Below are 14,850 nucleotides of genomic sequence, written 5' to 3'. Positions count from 1 at the left end.
CGGTCAGGCCTCCGTTCCGGTGCTCTCAGCAGCCGGAGCGGCAGCGGCAGGAGCGTCGGCCTTGGGGGCCTCGGCAGCCGGCGCGGACTGCTGCTGCGGCTTACGACCGCGACCGCCACGCTCGCCACCACGGCCGCCACCGCGGGCCGGGCGGTCGTTGCCGCCACGGGCCGGACGGTTGCCGGCGCGGGCCGCGGCGTTCTCGGCGCGAACCTCGGCGATGTTCTTGACGTCGCCCTTGTAGATCCAGACCTTCACGCCGATACGGCCGAAGGTCGTCTTGGCCTCGAAGAAGCCGTAGTCCACGTTGGCGCGGAGCGTGTGCAGGGGCACACGGCCCTCGCGGTAGAACTCCGAACGGGACATCTCGGCGCCGCCGAGACGACCGCCACACTGGATCTTGATGCCCTTGGCGCCCGCCTTCATCGCCGACTGCATGCTCTTACGCATGGCGCGACGGAAGGAGACGCGGGAGGACAGCTGCTCCGCGACGGCCTGGGCCACGAGCTGAGCGTCGACCTCGGGGTTCTTGACCTCGAGGATGTTCAGCTGGACCTGCTTGCCCGTGAGCTTCTCGAGGTCACCGCGGATGCGGTCGGCCTCGGCGCCACGGCGGCCGATGACGATGCCGGGACGAGCGGTGTGGATGTCCACACGCACGCGGTCACGGGTGCGCTCGATCTCCACCTTCGAGATGCCGGCGCGCTCCATGCCGGACGTCATCATCCGACGGATGGCGACGTCTTCCTTGACGTAGTCCTTGTACAGCTTGTCGGCGTACCAACGCGACTTGAAGTCGGTCGTGACACCGAGCCGGAACCCGTGCGGGTTTACCTTCTGGCCCATTACCGGGTTCCTTCCTTGCTGCTGACGACCACGGTGATGTGGCTGGTCCGCTTACGGATCCGGTAGGCACGGCCCTGGGCACGCGGACGGAACCGCTTCAGGGTCGGGCCCTCATCCACATACGCCTCGCTGATGACCAGCGAAGAGGCGTCGGTGTGGTCGTAGTTGTGCGCGGCGTTGGCAATGGCGCTGTCCAGCACCTTGCCGACCGGCACGCTCGCGGCCTGCGGGGCGAAACGCAGGACCGCCTGAGCCTCCGTGGCGTCCATGCCACGGATGAGGTCCACCACGCGGCGGGCCTTCATGGGCGTGACGCGGATGTACCGCGCCTGGGCCCTGGCTTCCATGGTTGTCCCTTCGGTGTTTGTCATAGTCGATTCCACCCCGCCTTAGCGGCGCTTCGACTTCCGGTCGTCCTTGACGTGACCCCGGAAGGTGCGCGTCGGCGAGAACTCGCCGAGCTTGTGGCCGACCATCGACTCGGTGACGAACACCGGGATGTGGGTCTTGCCGTTGTGCACCGCGATCGTGTGGCCCAGCATGCTGGGGATGATCATCGAGCGGCGGGACCAGGTCTTGATGACGTTCTTGGAACCAGCTTCGTTCTGAGCGTCCACCTTCTTTACGAGGTGGCCGTCGACGAAGGGTCCCTTCTTGAGACTGCGCGGCATCTAAACCCGCTCCTAGCGCTTCTTGTTCGTCTTGCGGCGGCGGACGATGTACTTGTTCGAAGCCTTCTTCGGCGAACGAGTACGACCCTCCTTCTGACCCCACGGGGAGACCGGGTGGCGACCACCGGAGGTCTTGCCCTCACCACCACCGTGCGGGTGGTCGACCGGGTTCATCGCCACACCGCGAACGGTCGGGCGAACGCCCAGCCAGCGCTTACGGCCGGCCTTGCCCCAGTTGATGTTCGACTGCTCGGCGTTGCCGACCTCGCCGATCGTGGCGCGGCAGCGCACGTCGACCAGACGGATCTCACCGGACGGCATACGAAGGTGGGCCATCGAGCCCTCCTTCGCGAGCAGCTGCACGGAGGCACCGGCGGAGCGGGCGAACTTGGCGCCGCCGCCCGGACGGAGCTCGATCGCGTGGATCGTGGTACCGACCGGGATGTTGCGGAGCGCGAGGTTGTTGCCCGGCTTGATGTCGGCCCCGGGGCCGTTCTCAACCCGGTCACCCTGCGACAGGCCGCGCGGAGCGATGATGTAGCGCTTCTCGCCGTCTGCGTAGTGCAGGAGCGCGATGCGCGCGGTGCGGTTCGGGTCGTACTCGATGTGCGCGACCTTCGCCGGCACGCCGTCCTTGTCGTGACGACGGAAGTCGATCACTCGGTAGGCGCGCTTGTGTCCGCCACCCTGGTGGCGAACGGTCACACGACCGGCGTTGTTACGGCCGCCCTTGCTGTGCAGCGGGCGGACCAGCGACTTCTCCGGCGTGGACCGCGTGACCTCGACGAAGTCGGCGACGCTGGAGCCACGACGCCCCGGCGTAGTCGGCTTGTACTTGCGGATTCCCATTTCTCAGTCCTCGTCCGATATTCGGACCAGGGCGCTCCGTTAGGAGGCCTGGCCGAAGATGTCGATACGGTCGCCCTCAACGAGGGTCACGATCGCGCGCTTGGTGTTCGCACGCTGGCCGAAGCCGGTGCGGGTCCGCTTGCGCTTGCCCTGCCGGTTGATCGTGTTGACCCCGGAGACCTTGACCGAGAAGACCGCCTCGACGGCCTGCTTGATCTGGGTCTTGTTGGCACGCGGGTCGACGATGAAGGTGTACTTGCCCTCGTCGAGGAGCGCGTAGCTCTTCTCCGAGACGACCGGCTTGACGAGGACGTCACGGTGGTCCGTGAAGCTCTTGCTCAGCGGCGTCTCAACGGTGTTCTTGCCCTCGGTGGCGTGGCGCTTCGCCTTGGCGACGCGCGCTACCTTCTTGGCCTTGGCGGCCTTCGAGGCGATGCTCGGGTGACGCGTAGCCATCAGGCTTCGCTCCCTTCGGTGTCGTTGGCCTTGGGGCCAGACACGAAGGACTCGAAAGCGGCCTGGGTGAAGACCACGTCGTCCGAGACGAGAACGTCGTACGTGTTCAGCTGGCCCGGCTCCAGGATGTGCACCTGGGGCAGGTTGCGAGCGGAGAGCAGCGAGGCCTCGTCGGCGCGGTCGATGACCAGGAGCACGTTCTTGCGCTCACTGATCTTGCCGAGCAGCGACTTGGCGGCCTTGGTGGAGACTCCGCCGTCGACCACGCCGGTGACGACGTGGATGCGAGCGTTGCGGGCCCGGTCGGTGAGGGCGTGGCGCAGGGCCGCGGCCTTCATCTTCTTCGGGGTCCGCTGCGAGTAGTCACGCGGCGTGGGGCCGTGGACGACGCCACCGCCGGCGAACTGCGGCGCACGGGTCGAACCCTGGCGCGCGCGGCCGGTGCCCTTCTGGCGGTAAGGCTTCTTACCGCCACCGCGGACCTCGCCACGACGCTTGACCTTGTGCGTGCCCTGACGGGCCGCGGCCAGCTGCGCGACGACGACCTGGTGAAGCAGCGGAACGCTGATCTTCTCCACGTCGAAGATCTCGGCCGGGAGCTCGACGGTCCCGGTCTTGTCGCCGGAGGGCGACAGAATGTCAATGGTGCTCATAGTCCTCAGGCCCCCTTGGCCGCGGTGCGGACCAGGACGAGGCCGCCGTTCGGACCAGGAACCGCGCCCTTGATGAGGAGCAGGCCCTTCTCCGCGTCAACGGCGTGAACGGTCAGGTTCTGGGTGGTGACCCGCTCGTTGCCCATACGGCCCGCCATGCGGAGGCCCTTGAACACACGACCCGGGGTGGCGCAGCCACCGATCGAGCCCGGCGAGCGGTGCTTGCGCTGGGTGCCGTGACCGGCGCCGAGGCCCTTGAAGTTGTGACGCTTCATGACACCGGCGAAGCCCTTGCCCTTGCTCTTGCCGGTCACGTCCACCTTGACGCCGGACTCGAAGGTCTCAGCGGTGATCTCCTGGCCGAGGGTGTACTCGCTGGCGTCAGCGGTACGGATCTCGACGAGGTGACGACGGGGGGTGACGTCGGCCTTGGCGAAGTGGCCCTTGAGGGGCTTGTTCACCTTGCGCGGGTCGATCTCGCCGAACGCGATCTGGACGGACTCGTAGCCGTCGGAGTCGTTCGTACGGACCTGGGTCACGACGTTGGGGCCGGCCTTGACGACGGTGACCGGAACAACACGGTTGTTCTCGTCCCACACCTGCGTCATGCCGAGCTTCTCGCCCAGGATGCCCTTGATCTGCTTGGTCATCTTCAGATCACCGGCCCTCAGAGCTTGATCTCGATGTCGACACCGGCCGGGAGGTCGAGTCGCATCAGGGAGTCAACGGTCTTGGGCGTCGGGTCGAGGATGTCGATCAGGCGCTTGTGCGTGCGCATCTCGAAGTGCTCGCGCGAGTCCTTGTACTTGTGCGGCGACTTGATGACGCAGTACACGTTCTTCTCGGTAGGCAGCGGCACCGGGCCCGCGACCGACGCACCAGTACGCGTCACCGTCTCGACGATCTTCTTCGCCGAGGAGTCGATGACCTCGTGGTCGTAGGCCTTGAGCCGGATGCGGATCTTCTGTCCCGCCATGGCTACTTAGTAGTCCTGTCTCTCGTAAGCGCTCTGGAACCCGGGGGTCCTGTTTCACTCCTCCTCCGACCCACGCGGTCGGGCGTGTCGCAGTCCCGCTGACAGAAATATCCGTACGGATTTCCCTGCTAAGGGGGCTGCGGCCCAAGGCCGCGGGTCCGGGGGAAGAAACCCACCGGGTGCCTGGTCCAGCCACCGCACTGCACTTCCCGAAAGATTCCCGTACGTCCGCCCCAGCGCTGCCTGCTGGTCCTTTCGAACCCTTGACAGATAAGGCGACGAGTACTGTGGGACTCGCTTTCAGTCCTCCCGGCGGGAGGCGCGCAGCATCGGCACTCAACCGAGCAACCCCGACAGTCTGCCACATGGGACACGCCGGGGGCCAATCGAGCCGTAGAGATTACCCGGTGTGTGACTGAGGTCAAACCGACGTCCCCGGCGTGAGGGCGCCGTGTGGGTCTCGTGTACTTCGGCAATGGGTCGGTGACCTGCTGCGATTGCTCCACGCGGGGCATGCCAGAGTGTTCGGGCAGCACCGAGCACGAGGGGGCCTCGGCCATGGCCGGTCACAGCAAAGTCGAGTTCGAGGCACTGTCCCGACTCATCACCGATCTCAGTACGTGTGCCAATGGCATGCGTGCGGCTATGCGCGAGCTGAAGGACATCGGGCCCAAGGGGTCCGGCCACGGCGAGCTGGAAGAGGCGTGCGACGACTTCCAGGACAAGTGGGGCTACGGGATCAAGCTGATCGCCGACGCCACCGGCGGGGTCACCGAGAAGGTGGCCAAGGCGGGCAAGGAGTTCCAGCACGTGGAGGACCTGGTGCGGGCCAAGGTCGGGGCCGTCGAGGTCAAGAGCCCCGCTGGCAGCGGTGCACACCGGTGACCACAGCACCCGAGCCCGGCCCCGCCCCGGCCTTCCGCTTCCAGGTGCAGCCCGAGTTCCACGAGATCCCGCTCGGCCTCGGCGCCGACACGGCGGCCCACGACGAGCAGCTGCGGCAGTTCGCCCGTGACTACTGGGGCGAGGCCGAGGAGCTGGAGCCGCTACGCAGGATGATGGCCGTCCTCTACGGCGTCACGGCGGAGGACCTCACGGCGGGCGGCGGGGTCTACCAGGCTCTGGGCATCTTCCCGATCGGCGGCACCGCGGACGGGGTGGAACCGCCCGAGCGCTACAGCCGTGCGACGCTCACCGTCAGCGTGCGGGAGCTGGCGAACCCGGATCCGTACATCAGCGCGGCCGGGATCGCCGAGCTCCTGGACAAGTCCGCCGAGAGCGGCGAGGTCCAGCCGATCGTCCTGCCCGTCGGCCCGGCGGTGGTGCACATCGCGGGCACGCGCGCGGTATGGGACCTCCCGGCGCAGCCCGCGGAGCCGGACGCCGCCACCGGCCCTGCCACCTCTGTGAGCCCGGTCGGTACCACCGGTGCCGCCGACTCAGCCGACACTGCGGGCCCTGCCGATGCCGCGAGCGCTGCGGGCCCTGCCGATGCTGCCGGTCCCGCTGGAATCGCTAGCACTGCTGGCACCGCCGTTACTGCCGGGCCCGCCGGTTCCCCCAGCCCCGCGGAGCAGGAGCGCTTCTTCGTACGCATCGAAGTGTGGCTGCCCTTCCCCGACGAGGACCGGCTGCTGCTCCTGTGCCTGAGCACGCCGGACACCCAGGACCTCTTCCACTACCAGGCCGTCCTCGCGGACATCGCCGACACGATCGCCTTCGGGGAGCAGGTACCGGTGCCCGACGACGCCGAATCGGTGCCCGCCGCCTCCCCCCTCGCCGCGTACTGACCGCGCCGAGCCAGTCGAGGAGACTCCATGACCACGCAGACCTACGACGCACTCGGCTTCGACCCCGCCCCGGGGGTGCCCGCTTCCGTACAGAAGCTGGTCACCTCCCTTGAGGCGGCGGGCAAGCGGCTCGGCGACGCGCACGGGACGCTGACCAGACTGGGGAAGGCGAACGCCGCCTGGGAGGGGCTGGCCGCCGAGGCCTTCACCAAGAAGCTGGGCAGTCTGCCCAAGTACCTGGCGGACGGCCACAGCTCGGTGTCGGACGCCGCGCACGCGCTGAACACGTGGCACACCCGCCTTGCGGAGTTCCAGACCCTCGCGGGCCGCTACGAGCGCGAGGCCGAGGCGGCTCGGCGCACCCTCACCAGCGCGCAAGGCAGCCCTGACCTCAAACTGGCGGGCAAGACGTTCGATACCGATGCCGCCCTGCACGAGGCGCAGCGTCGCCTGGACCATGCGGTCCAGCGGGTGAATGAGGCGCAGGGCGACCTCGACGCCATCGTCAAGAAGGCCCAGTCCCTCCTGGAGCACCACGACGAGGCGGCCCGGGCCGCGGCCCGCCTCCTGCGCAAGGCCGCCGCCAACGCACCGGACGAGAGCCTGCTCGACAAGCTCGTGGACACGCTCAAGGACATCGGCAACAAGATCAAGGAGATCGCCGGTGACCTCTGGAAGTGGATCCAGGAGCACGCGGACACGATCTACAAGATCGGCGACTGGCTCGGCCTCGCGGCTGCCGCCTGCGACGCTCTGGCCATCGTCTTCTCCGAGACGGTCGTCGGCGCGGTGGTCTTCGAAGCCCTCGCCCGCGTTTTGAACACAGGCGCTCTCGGCTTCCACGCGGTCGGCTGGGCGGCCGGCGCCAAGAAGGGGTCCTGGCTCGACATCGGTCTCGACATCGCCGGATTCGTTCCCTTCGGAGACCTCCTGAAGGGTGGCAAGGTCGCCGTTCAGGCCTTCAAGGGGGTGGAGATCTCGGCGGACGCCTTCAAAGCCACGGAGCGCATCGCCGAGATCGCGGGAAAGGCGAAGAACGCCGAGGTCTTCCTGGACTCCAAGAAGTTCCTGGGCATGTTCGGCGACGGCAAGGCCGTCTACCGCGCCACCGGCGACTTCAAGGACCGCATCGCCATGGCCACCGAGCGGGTCTTCAACGACGCGGTACGGTACGAGCGGCCGCTGACCAGCCCCGCTCGTTACCTGGACGAACACGTTTTCCCGAAGATCATCGACAGCACCCCGCTCAACAAGATCCCCGGCCTTGCGGACGCGGTGAAGCTCGGTGAGAACGGCAAGACGTTCATCGATCCCACTTCTTGGGTCTCCCGTGGCACTGAGACCGCTTACCGCGGTTACAAAGTGGTCGAGTCGGCCGAGACCGCCTTCTCCGACGAGGTGCACGGGAAGTACGAGAAGTACAAGGACGCGATCCACCACGGGCTTGGAGCACTCGGATGACAGCGACGACGTCGGCCACGAGCCGCGCCTGGGCTCCCCGGCCACCCAAATCGGCGCTGCGGGTCTGGAGCCGCTATTGCCTCCAGTGGGTGTGGGGGCCGGTGCTGTGGTTGCTCGCCCGCATCCCCTTGCTCGTGCTGGCCCTCCTCGAAGTGGAGGTACAGCAGTCGGGTCACGGCCGTATGCGGAAGCCCCGCTGGCGGCGGCGGCTCTGGATCGACCGGGACCGGCTGCGCCTGGACCGCATCGCCGATCCGGGTGAACAGGAGCGGGAGCTGCGTGTGCTCCTGCAGGATCACCGGCTCAACTGCGTCCCCCCACGCGCTGGCGCCCCCGTTCCGCTGCCGTGCGGGGGCGGCGTTCACCGGCTCGGTGTCGACGACAGTTATTACCGGTTGCTCGGCGCCCGTCGCGCCTGGGAGATCGCGCACCACGAGTTCGGCTGGGAACTGGCCGACGGCGCGGACGCGAAGCTCCCTGGCTGGTTGGATCTGCGGTGTCCGCGCGGGTGAGACCGCGCGCCCGCTACGCGCTGCAATGGCTCTGGTTCCCGCCGCTCTGGGTCCTGTGGCTGGTGCCCTGGCTGGTCCTGGTCTTCCTGTACTTCGTCTTCCTTCCCTTCACCTTCCTGTGGGACCTCGACCTGCCGGGGTTCCCCGGCTCCGGCCGCCGGTTGCGGACGCGCCGCCGCATGTGGCTGAACCGCAAGCGGATGCGCTGGGAGTGCTCCACCGACCTGCCCTGGCTGGAGGACGGGCTGCGAACCCTGTTCGACAACCGGTCGCCGGTTCTCGAAGGCCGCCGGAGCAGCGGCACGACATGGCGCCACCGCGACGGCCGCATCGAGGTCGACGACAGCTACTACCGGCAGCTCGGCGTGGCCCGCGCCGTGCAGATCGCCCAGGAGCACGGCTACGAGGCCGATGTACGGGACGCACCGAAGTGGCTGGTGTTCCGGTACCGAACCGCATGAGCAACGTGAGTGATCGGACGGCGTTCACGGTCACGTCGAACAATCCCGTCCCGGTGGGCGAGGCGACCGGGTTTCCGCCCGGTACGGAGATGGCGGCGACGCTGCGGCTGTCGGGCGCGGGCCCCCAGACCCCGCCGTTGGCCCGGATCTGCGTGCCGCGGACCAACGCGCCGCTGTCCCTGTCGGCGCCGGTGCCGTTCTGGGTGCAGGGCAGCAGCGGTGAGCTGCTGTGTTCCGTCCGCCCCGCGGACTCCGACGCCTTCGATGTGCACGGTGCGGACGGCGCCCCGCTGACCCGGATCACGTACCGGCACGGCCGCTTCGTGCCCTGGCCGCGGCGCACCCGGTGGTCAGCCGCCGGGTTCACCGGCCGGGCCGGGACCTGGTACGCGTGGCTGGGGTACGTGGTGACGTACCCGGTGTGGCTGATCGCCGCGGTGTTCTCCGTCGTGTACGCCCTCATCGAGGGCGACACGACCGACTCCGCCTGGAGGCCTCCGACCCGCGTCAGATGGCGCGGGCGTGGTCTCCGTACGGTCCTCGACTACCGGGGCCTCAGCAAGGCCTACCGCGTCGACCCCCGGCACATCGACATCCGTATCGCCTACTCACTCGCTGTCCTCCACAACTGGAGCCGCACGTGAGCGCCGGGCACCCCCGGTGAACACAAGATGTACGCGCATGGAACCCGAATCTTCGTTCCCCCCTCTACTCAGGTGAAACACAGAAATCCCCAAGCACCACACCACCTGAACAGAGGCGAGCGCACTACCGACCGCTGCCTCACCAGCGGACGGAGTGAGCGTCACCGTGCGGAAGCGACCTGCGATATTTGGGTCCGAAAAGCCCGTTAGGGGAGCTATATCCCGGGCTGGAGGTCGCCCGGACCTCTCCCGGCGCGGGATCCTCACCGTCGGCGCCGCCCTCGCCGGAGCCGGAGCCCTCAGCGCCTGCTCCCGCGTCACCCCCTCCACCCCGCCGCACACCACCGCCCCCTCCCCCGCGACCGGCCGCCCCGCCGCCCAGGCGGAGCGCGCGCTGCAGATGCAGGTCCTCGCCCACCCGGACGACGACCTGTACTTCATGAACCCGGACACGCAGCACTCGCTCGCCGCCGGCACCCCGCTCGTCTGCGTCTACGTCACGGCCGGCGAGGCCCACGGCCAGAACAAGTCGCCGTCCGACCGCAACCCCCGTCCCGACAAGGCCGCCTACTCCTCGGCCCGCCACCAGGGCCTGCGCCAGTCCTACGCGACCCAGCTCGGCCTCCCCGTCTTCACTCGCTGGGACAACGGCGTCCTGCGCCTGCCCAACGGCTTCCAGGCCGAGGTCAGCACCCTCGAACACCAGGGCCGCCGCGTCGAGCTGATCCACCTCGACCTGTCGATGCACACGCCGTTCGGACACATGGGCGTACCCGCCCTGTGGCGCGAGCGCGGCCTGCTCCTGCGCACCCTCGTCCCCGCCGGTTCCCCGCTGCGCACCGTCCAGACGTACGACTACGACTCCCTGGTCGACACCCTCGTAGCCCTCTTCGAGCGGTACCGCCCCACCCTCGTACACACACTGGACCCGGACCCGGACATCCAGCTCAGCGACCGGATCACCGCGATCCGCGACAGCGAGCAGATCGGCTACTCCGACCACGCCGACCACACCGCCGTGGCGTCCTTCACCTGGGCGGCGCTGATCCGCTGGACGGAGCGGAGCAAGGGCGGACCGCCCGCGTTCGCGACCACCGCCTTCCGCGGCTACTACAACAACCACTGGCCCAAGAACCTCCCGCCGAAGGTCCTCACGGAGAAGGCCGCGCACCTGGTCCCGTACGGCGCCGCGCCCGACTGGGACTGCGGCAACCCCTCGGGCTGCGGCGACTACAACGTCGGCGGCGACCGCCCGCTCACCAACCGCAAGGGCTGGGTCCGCGCCACCCACTACCGCTACCCGGGCCCGCGCCTGGCCCTCCAGCAGAACCCTGACGGCGCCGTCACCGCGTACGGCGTCCTCGGCCTGCGCGCGGTCCGCTACGACGAGAAGGACGGCGCGTTCGGCGCCCCCGTCGACCTCGGCGGCGGCCCGCTCGCCCCGGTGCTCAGCAGCGCCGCGCTCCCCGACGGCCGCCACCTGGTCTTCGGCCTGCGCCTCGCCGCCGTCGAGGGCCGCAACGGCTCGAACGTCCGCGAGATCGTCGTCCTCGAACAGCGCGGCCCGCGCAAGTACGGCTCCTGGACCGGCCTCGGCAACCCGGAGGCCGACCCCGACCGCGGCCGCCGCATCGGCGTCCCGGTGACGGTCACCGCCCCCGACGGCCGCGTCCACCTCTTCGTCCGCAACGCCGACCAGGGCATCAGCACACGCGTCCGCGCCACGAACGGCACCTGGACCGCCTGGCGCGATCTCGGCGGCGGCCCCGTCCAGGACGGCCTGACCGCCGTCATCGGCCCGGACCGGCAGGTGCACGTCTACGCCCCCGGCCACTACACCGTCCACCACTGGACACCGGAGGGCCCCGACCCGCTCACCGGCCTGCCGACCCCGGCGGACGCGATAGCCGCGGCGGGTGACCGCCTCTACTACCGGCCTCCGGCCTCCGACCGCCTGCTCTCCCCGGGCGGCCCCGCCGTGCACTTCCCCGGCTACGGTCCTGTCGTCGCCGCCGGCCCCTACCTCGTCGGCACCGACCTGGCGGGCCGCATCCAGATGCACCACGAGGGCCGCATCAGCCATCCGGCCACCGCCCCGGTCACCCTGAACGGCCCGTCCCTCACCGTCGGCCGCCGGGGCCCGACGATCGCGGGCTTCTCCCCGGACGCCCGCCCTTGGCTCTGGCGCCCGACGCAGACCCCGGCGTAAGGGGCTCAGCTCCCGGACGCGTAGGCCACGAATTCCGCCCACGCGGAGCCGCCCACAGAGAGTTGAAGGCCGCGCGTGCGCTTGGAGTCCCGGACGTGGACAGCGCCGGGGGCGAGAGCGACCTCGACACAGTCCCCTTCATTGCCGTCACTGCTGTAGCTGCTCTTGCGCCATTCCAGTCGGTGCTCAGAGCAGGCCATGACTAGCTCCCGGAGGCGTAGGCCACGAACTCTGCCCACGCAGAGCCGCCCACGGAGAACCGAGGGCCCTGTGCCTTCTTGGAGTCACGGACGTGAACCGTGCCGGGAGCGTGGGCAACCTCGACACACTCGATTTCGCTTCCGTTGCTGCTGTAGCTGCTCTTGCGCCATTCCAGTACGGCGTCGCTTCCTGCGGAGACCGTGCGATTCATGTCTCTCCCAGCCGTTGCTCGATGAAGCCCAAGGACTCCCTCGGGGTGAGAGCCTGGGCCCGGATCATGCCATACCGCAATTCCAGGATTCGAAGGTGCTTGGGCTCATCCACCGGTCGCCCTCCAGCGACTCCTGGTGAACGGCCCACCGCGGTTCCGTCCGGGAACTTCAGCATCTCGATACTGCCGTCCGCCCCAGCGTGTTCCTCCCTGCCGGTCGGCATCACCTGGATGGACACGTTGCGCAACTGCCCCAGTTCTACGAGGCGTTCGAGCTGACCGCGCAGCACCATTGTGCCTCCGTACGGGCGCTGCAACGCCACCTCCTCCAACACAAAACTGAGCGCGGGTGCCGGACACCGGCCGAAAATGACCTGTCGGGCCAACCGACCGGCAACGCCCTTCTTGATCAGCGCTTCCTCGTATGCGGGCTGCCGCATCTCGAACAGCGCCAACATGTACTGCTCGGTCTGCAACAGACCATGAATGTCGTGGGCGCCGTACCACTGAAGCTCGGAGGCCTTGGACTCCATCTTCGCCAGATCCCGCAGCTTCTTCGGATACCGAACCTCAGCCACCCGCTCCTTGGTCGCCGAGATCAGCCCACCCGCGTCCAGCGCCTGGTCCACGCCGTCCAAGAACTCCGGCTTCGGGATCCGCTTCCCGGACTCGACCTTGTAGATCTGATCCTCGCTGTAGCCGATGGCCCCGCCCAACTGACCGGCCCGCATCCCGAGTTGCTCACGCCGCATCCGGATCTGCTGCCCGACCATGGCGATGATCGCGGCACCTTGCTCATCATCAGGATCGACATCCCAGCCGGGCTCGTCCGTACTCTCCGCCGTGCTGTCCACCCGGGCCACCTCCACCGTTCCGCACTGTTCCCCGCCGATCACGCAAGGGCCGCCCTACCCGATCCCCCGCCGGACAGCCCGGACAGCACCGGACAAGCCCCGGACAGTCACCGGGCACACACGCCAAGTAACCAGTAACGGTAAGCACACACGGCCACGCTGGGTGACGTGAACGATGAACTGGTCCGCCTTTCCAGCCCCACCCGCCGCTACGGCGTACAACTGTCCCCCACGCCACGCGGAGCCCGCCTCGCACGCCTTCTCGGTACAGAACAGCTCCGGGCCTGGGACCTGCCACCCGCCACCATCGAACGGGCCGCCCACACCCTCGCGGAACTCGCCACCAACGCGGTCACCCACGCCCGCCTCCCCGACCGGGACTTCCGCATGGACCTCCACATCTCACCGGTTACCCTGCGCATCGAGATCACCGACACCTGCCCCGACCGCCTGCCCGCGCCGCAGGCCGCCTCCGCCGACGCCGAATCGGGCCGGGGCCTGATCCTCGTAGAAGCACTCGCGGACTGCTGGGGCGTCATGGAACGCCGGCCCCCACGCAAGACCGTCTGGGCGGAGATCGACATCACCTGCACCCCGCCCGACCCCCGAATCACCGGATCGCGGCAATCCCCGTCCCGGTGAACCACCACCCGGCGCCGGGCGCGATCAAAGACCTACACGCACAACCGGCGGAAATGACCGGCCCAACCCCACCTCGCCCCACCGCCTGAACGCGCACCACCCCGCGCGCCCGCGTGCGCCCGTCACCCAGACGAGTGGCAGCCCCCAACTCAACTGCAAACAGCCGCAGTCACATGCCATATGCTCGCCGCGATTACTCACAGCAACGCACCAACCACAGACCCAGACATGTGTCGGCCCCCGCCGGGACTGCAATCCCAAATGCGAGGGCCTGACCACCAAGAAGGCGAGCCCCTTCCCGATGGATACGCAGAAGCTTAATGGGCCCATGCCCGCCGCACCGGACGTGTCGCTGAATCCACGCGGCATCACCCACGTCAACACGCCCCAGACGAGCCGCTTCACCGTCGTCGGCAACCACCTCGCCCAGCACCGCGACCTCTCCGGCCTCGCCATCGGCCTGGCCGTGCACATCCAGTCGCTGCCGCCGGGCGCCCGCGCCGACATCAAGACGCTCGCGGCCCGCTTCCCGGAGGGCGAGACACGTATCGCCGCCGCCCTGCGCGAGCTGGAGACCCACGGCTACCTCTCCCGCATCCGGAAACGCCTCCCGAGCGGCCGGGTCGTCACGCACACGGTGTCGTTCAACGCCCCCGTCGCCCCCATCGACGTACACACACCGAGGGCACCCGTTCAGTCGCCCGAACCGGTGGAGCCAGAGCCGCCGGAAGAACCGAAGGACCCCGCAGAGGCCGAGAGGCCGGAGGAGCCGGAGCCGCCGGAACAACCGGTCACTCCCCCACCTGCGCCTACTCCCCCGCTGCCCGAACCATCTACCTCCGACCCAACTCACCACCGCACCGCCGCCACCCTCCTCATCTCCCTCCACCACCAGGACCCCCGCCTGCTCCTCCCCGAACACGCCGTCCAGCACCTAACCCCCGCAGTGGCCGCCTGGCTGGAGCGTGATGTGAGACCCGAAGCCGTACGCCACGCCCTGACCGCGAACCTGCCACGCGAACGGCTCCGCAACCCGGCGGGCCTGCTCGCCCACCGCCTCACAGCCCTCCTGCCGCCACCAGCACCGACGCGCGGACCCCACACGCACTCCGGCACCGCAGAAGTTCCGCCCCCACGCCCCCCGCTCCACAGCTGCGAAGGCTGCGAGCGCGCGATTCGCAGCCCCGCGCCGGGCGCGTACTGCCGTGACTGCCGTGCCGACGTCGCCGGCGCCGCAGACATCGCCGACCACGCCGCGTGAGCGAGCCAGCCGCCGACCAGGAACGCGGGCACGCAAAAGGGCCCGCACGACCGAAGTCGTACGGGCCCTCTCAAAGCTCGCAGGAGCTACCAGGCGTCAAGCCCCCGACGGAGGCCCCCCGAAGGAGGCACCCCGAGGGGGATCGACAAGACC

Annotated in this window: 20 protein-coding genes; 9 read left to right on the top strand and 11 right to left on the bottom strand. The window is 68.9% G+C overall.

Annotated features, from left to right (window positions below):
• Positions 1–3: 3 nt before the first annotated feature.
• Genes rpsC through rpsJ form a run of 8 tightly spaced genes read right to left on the bottom strand, consistent with a single transcriptional unit; the run spans position 4 to position 4,451 of the window.
• A complete protein-coding gene (gene rpsC, locus ACH4RC_RS30740) occupies positions 4–846 on the bottom strand; it encodes a 30S ribosomal protein S3 (RefSeq protein WP_361080964.1) in 843 nt (280 codons plus the stop codon).
• Positions 846–1,193: a 50S ribosomal protein L22 gene (gene rplV / locus ACH4RC_RS30735; protein WP_004571827.1), complete on the bottom strand. Its 348-nt coding sequence runs from the start codon at positions 1,191–1,193 to the stop codon at positions 846–848. The genes rpsC and rplV overlap by 1 nt, the downstream gene beginning before the upstream one ends.
• 42 nt (positions 1,194–1,235) lie before the next feature.
• Entirely contained in the window at positions 1,236–1,517 is a 282-nt protein-coding gene (gene rpsS / locus ACH4RC_RS30730) for a 30S ribosomal protein S19 (protein ID WP_018528354.1), read from the bottom strand.
• Between the two features lie 12 nt (positions 1,518–1,529).
• Positions 1,530–2,366, bottom strand: a complete 837-nt coding sequence (gene rplB / locus ACH4RC_RS30725) for a 50S ribosomal protein L2 (RefSeq protein WP_361080969.1) — start codon at positions 2,364–2,366, stop codon at positions 1,530–1,532.
• 39 nt (positions 2,367–2,405) lie between these two features.
• Positions 2,406–2,822, bottom strand: coding sequence for a 50S ribosomal protein L23 (rplW, locus tag ACH4RC_RS30720; RefSeq protein WP_324772733.1), 417 nt, complete (start codon positions 2,820–2,822; stop codon positions 2,406–2,408).
• Positions 2,822–3,475, bottom strand: a complete 654-nt coding sequence (gene rplD, locus ACH4RC_RS30715) for a 50S ribosomal protein L4 (RefSeq protein ID WP_398206681.1) — start codon at positions 3,473–3,475, stop codon at positions 2,822–2,824. The genes rplW and rplD overlap by 1 nt, the downstream gene beginning before the upstream one ends.
• A 5-nt stretch (positions 3,476–3,480) precedes the next feature.
• Positions 3,481–4,125 carry a 50S ribosomal protein L3 gene (rplC, locus tag ACH4RC_RS30710; protein ID WP_398206680.1) on the bottom strand — a complete coding sequence of 215 codons (645 nt, stop codon included), beginning with the start codon at positions 4,123–4,125 and terminating at the stop codon, positions 3,481–3,483.
• Between the two features lie 17 nt (positions 4,126–4,142).
• The gene (gene rpsJ, locus ACH4RC_RS30705) at positions 4,143–4,451 is read right to left on the bottom strand and encodes a 30S ribosomal protein S10 (RefSeq protein ID WP_003948644.1); all 309 of its coding nucleotides are present in this window, start codon (positions 4,449–4,451) and stop codon (positions 4,143–4,145) included.
• A 558-nt stretch (positions 4,452–5,009) separates the two neighbouring features.
• Between rpsJ and ACH4RC_RS30700 the strand changes: the two genes are divergently transcribed.
• The 7 genes from ACH4RC_RS30700 (at position 5,010) to ACH4RC_RS30670 (ending at position 11,528) form a co-directional block, all read left to right on the top strand.
• On the top strand, positions 5,010–5,336 hold the full coding sequence (locus ACH4RC_RS30700) for a hypothetical protein (protein ID WP_398206678.1): 327 nt from the start codon (positions 5,010–5,012) through the stop codon (positions 5,334–5,336).
• A complete protein-coding gene (locus ACH4RC_RS30695; RefSeq protein WP_398206676.1) occupies positions 5,333–6,241 on the top strand; it encodes a hypothetical protein in 909 nt (302 codons plus the stop codon). Before ACH4RC_RS30700 ends, ACH4RC_RS30695 begins: the two co-directional genes overlap by 4 nt.
• A gap of 27 nt (positions 6,242–6,268) precedes the next feature.
• Positions 6,269–7,702 (top strand): hypothetical protein, encoded by a 1,434-nt coding sequence (locus ACH4RC_RS30690; RefSeq protein WP_398206674.1) that lies wholly within the window; start codon positions 6,269–6,271, stop codon positions 7,700–7,702.
• Positions 7,699–8,214 carry a hypothetical protein gene (locus ACH4RC_RS30685; protein WP_398206672.1) on the top strand — a complete coding sequence of 172 codons (516 nt, stop codon included), beginning with the start codon at positions 7,699–7,701 and terminating at the stop codon, positions 8,212–8,214. Before ACH4RC_RS30690 ends, ACH4RC_RS30685 begins: the two co-directional genes overlap by 4 nt.
• A complete protein-coding gene (locus ACH4RC_RS30680; protein WP_398206670.1) occupies positions 8,211–8,675 on the top strand; it encodes a hypothetical protein in 465 nt (154 codons plus the stop codon). The genes ACH4RC_RS30685 and ACH4RC_RS30680 overlap by 4 nt, the downstream gene beginning before the upstream one ends.
• 5 nt (positions 8,676–8,680) lie before the next feature.
• Complete coding sequence (locus ACH4RC_RS30675; protein WP_398206669.1) at positions 8,681–9,319, top strand: hypothetical protein; 639 nt, start codon at positions 8,681–8,683, stop codon at positions 9,317–9,319.
• 217 nt (positions 9,320–9,536) lie between these two features.
• Entirely contained in the window at positions 9,537–11,528 is a 1,992-nt protein-coding gene (locus ACH4RC_RS30670; protein WP_398206720.1) for a PIG-L family deacetylase, read from the top strand.
• A 5-nt stretch (positions 11,529–11,533) separates the two neighbouring features.
• Here the strand turns inward: ACH4RC_RS30670 and ACH4RC_RS30665 are convergent, their stop codons facing one another.
• Genes ACH4RC_RS30665 through ACH4RC_RS30655 form a run of 3 tightly spaced genes read right to left on the bottom strand, consistent with a single transcriptional unit; the run spans position 11,534 to position 12,803 of the window.
• The gene (locus ACH4RC_RS30665; protein ID WP_398206667.1) at positions 11,534–11,728 is read right to left on the bottom strand and encodes a DUF397 domain-containing protein; all 195 of its coding nucleotides are present in this window, start codon (positions 11,726–11,728) and stop codon (positions 11,534–11,536) included.
• Positions 11,729–11,730: 2 nt separating this feature from the next.
• Complete coding sequence (locus tag ACH4RC_RS30660) at positions 11,731–11,940, bottom strand: DUF397 domain-containing protein (protein WP_398206666.1); 210 nt, start codon at positions 11,938–11,940, stop codon at positions 11,731–11,733.
• Complete coding sequence (locus tag ACH4RC_RS30655) at positions 11,937–12,803, bottom strand: helix-turn-helix domain-containing protein (RefSeq protein WP_398206718.1); 867 nt, start codon at positions 12,801–12,803, stop codon at positions 11,937–11,939. Before ACH4RC_RS30655 ends, ACH4RC_RS30660 begins: the two co-directional genes overlap by 4 nt.
• A 159-nt stretch (positions 12,804–12,962) precedes the next feature.
• Here ACH4RC_RS30655 and ACH4RC_RS30650 point away from each other — a divergent pair, with 159 nt between their 5' ends.
• Positions 12,963–13,436, top strand: a complete 474-nt coding sequence (locus ACH4RC_RS30650) for an ATP-binding protein (RefSeq protein WP_398206664.1) — start codon at positions 12,963–12,965, stop codon at positions 13,434–13,436.
• A gap of 328 nt (positions 13,437–13,764) precedes the next feature.
• A complete protein-coding gene (locus ACH4RC_RS30645; RefSeq protein ID WP_398206663.1) occupies positions 13,765–14,697 on the top strand; it encodes a helix-turn-helix domain-containing protein in 933 nt (310 codons plus the stop codon).
• The last annotated feature ends 153 nt before the right edge of the window (positions 14,698–14,850 follow it).

Source organism: Streptomyces sp. NPDC016845 (genome assembly GCF_044332585.1).
In the GTDB taxonomy this organism is placed as follows: Bacteria; Actinomycetota; Actinomycetes; order Streptomycetales; family Streptomycetaceae; genus Streptomyces.
Note: the sequence above shows the minus strand (reverse complement) of the source record. Positions and strands in the feature narration are given on the sequence as shown.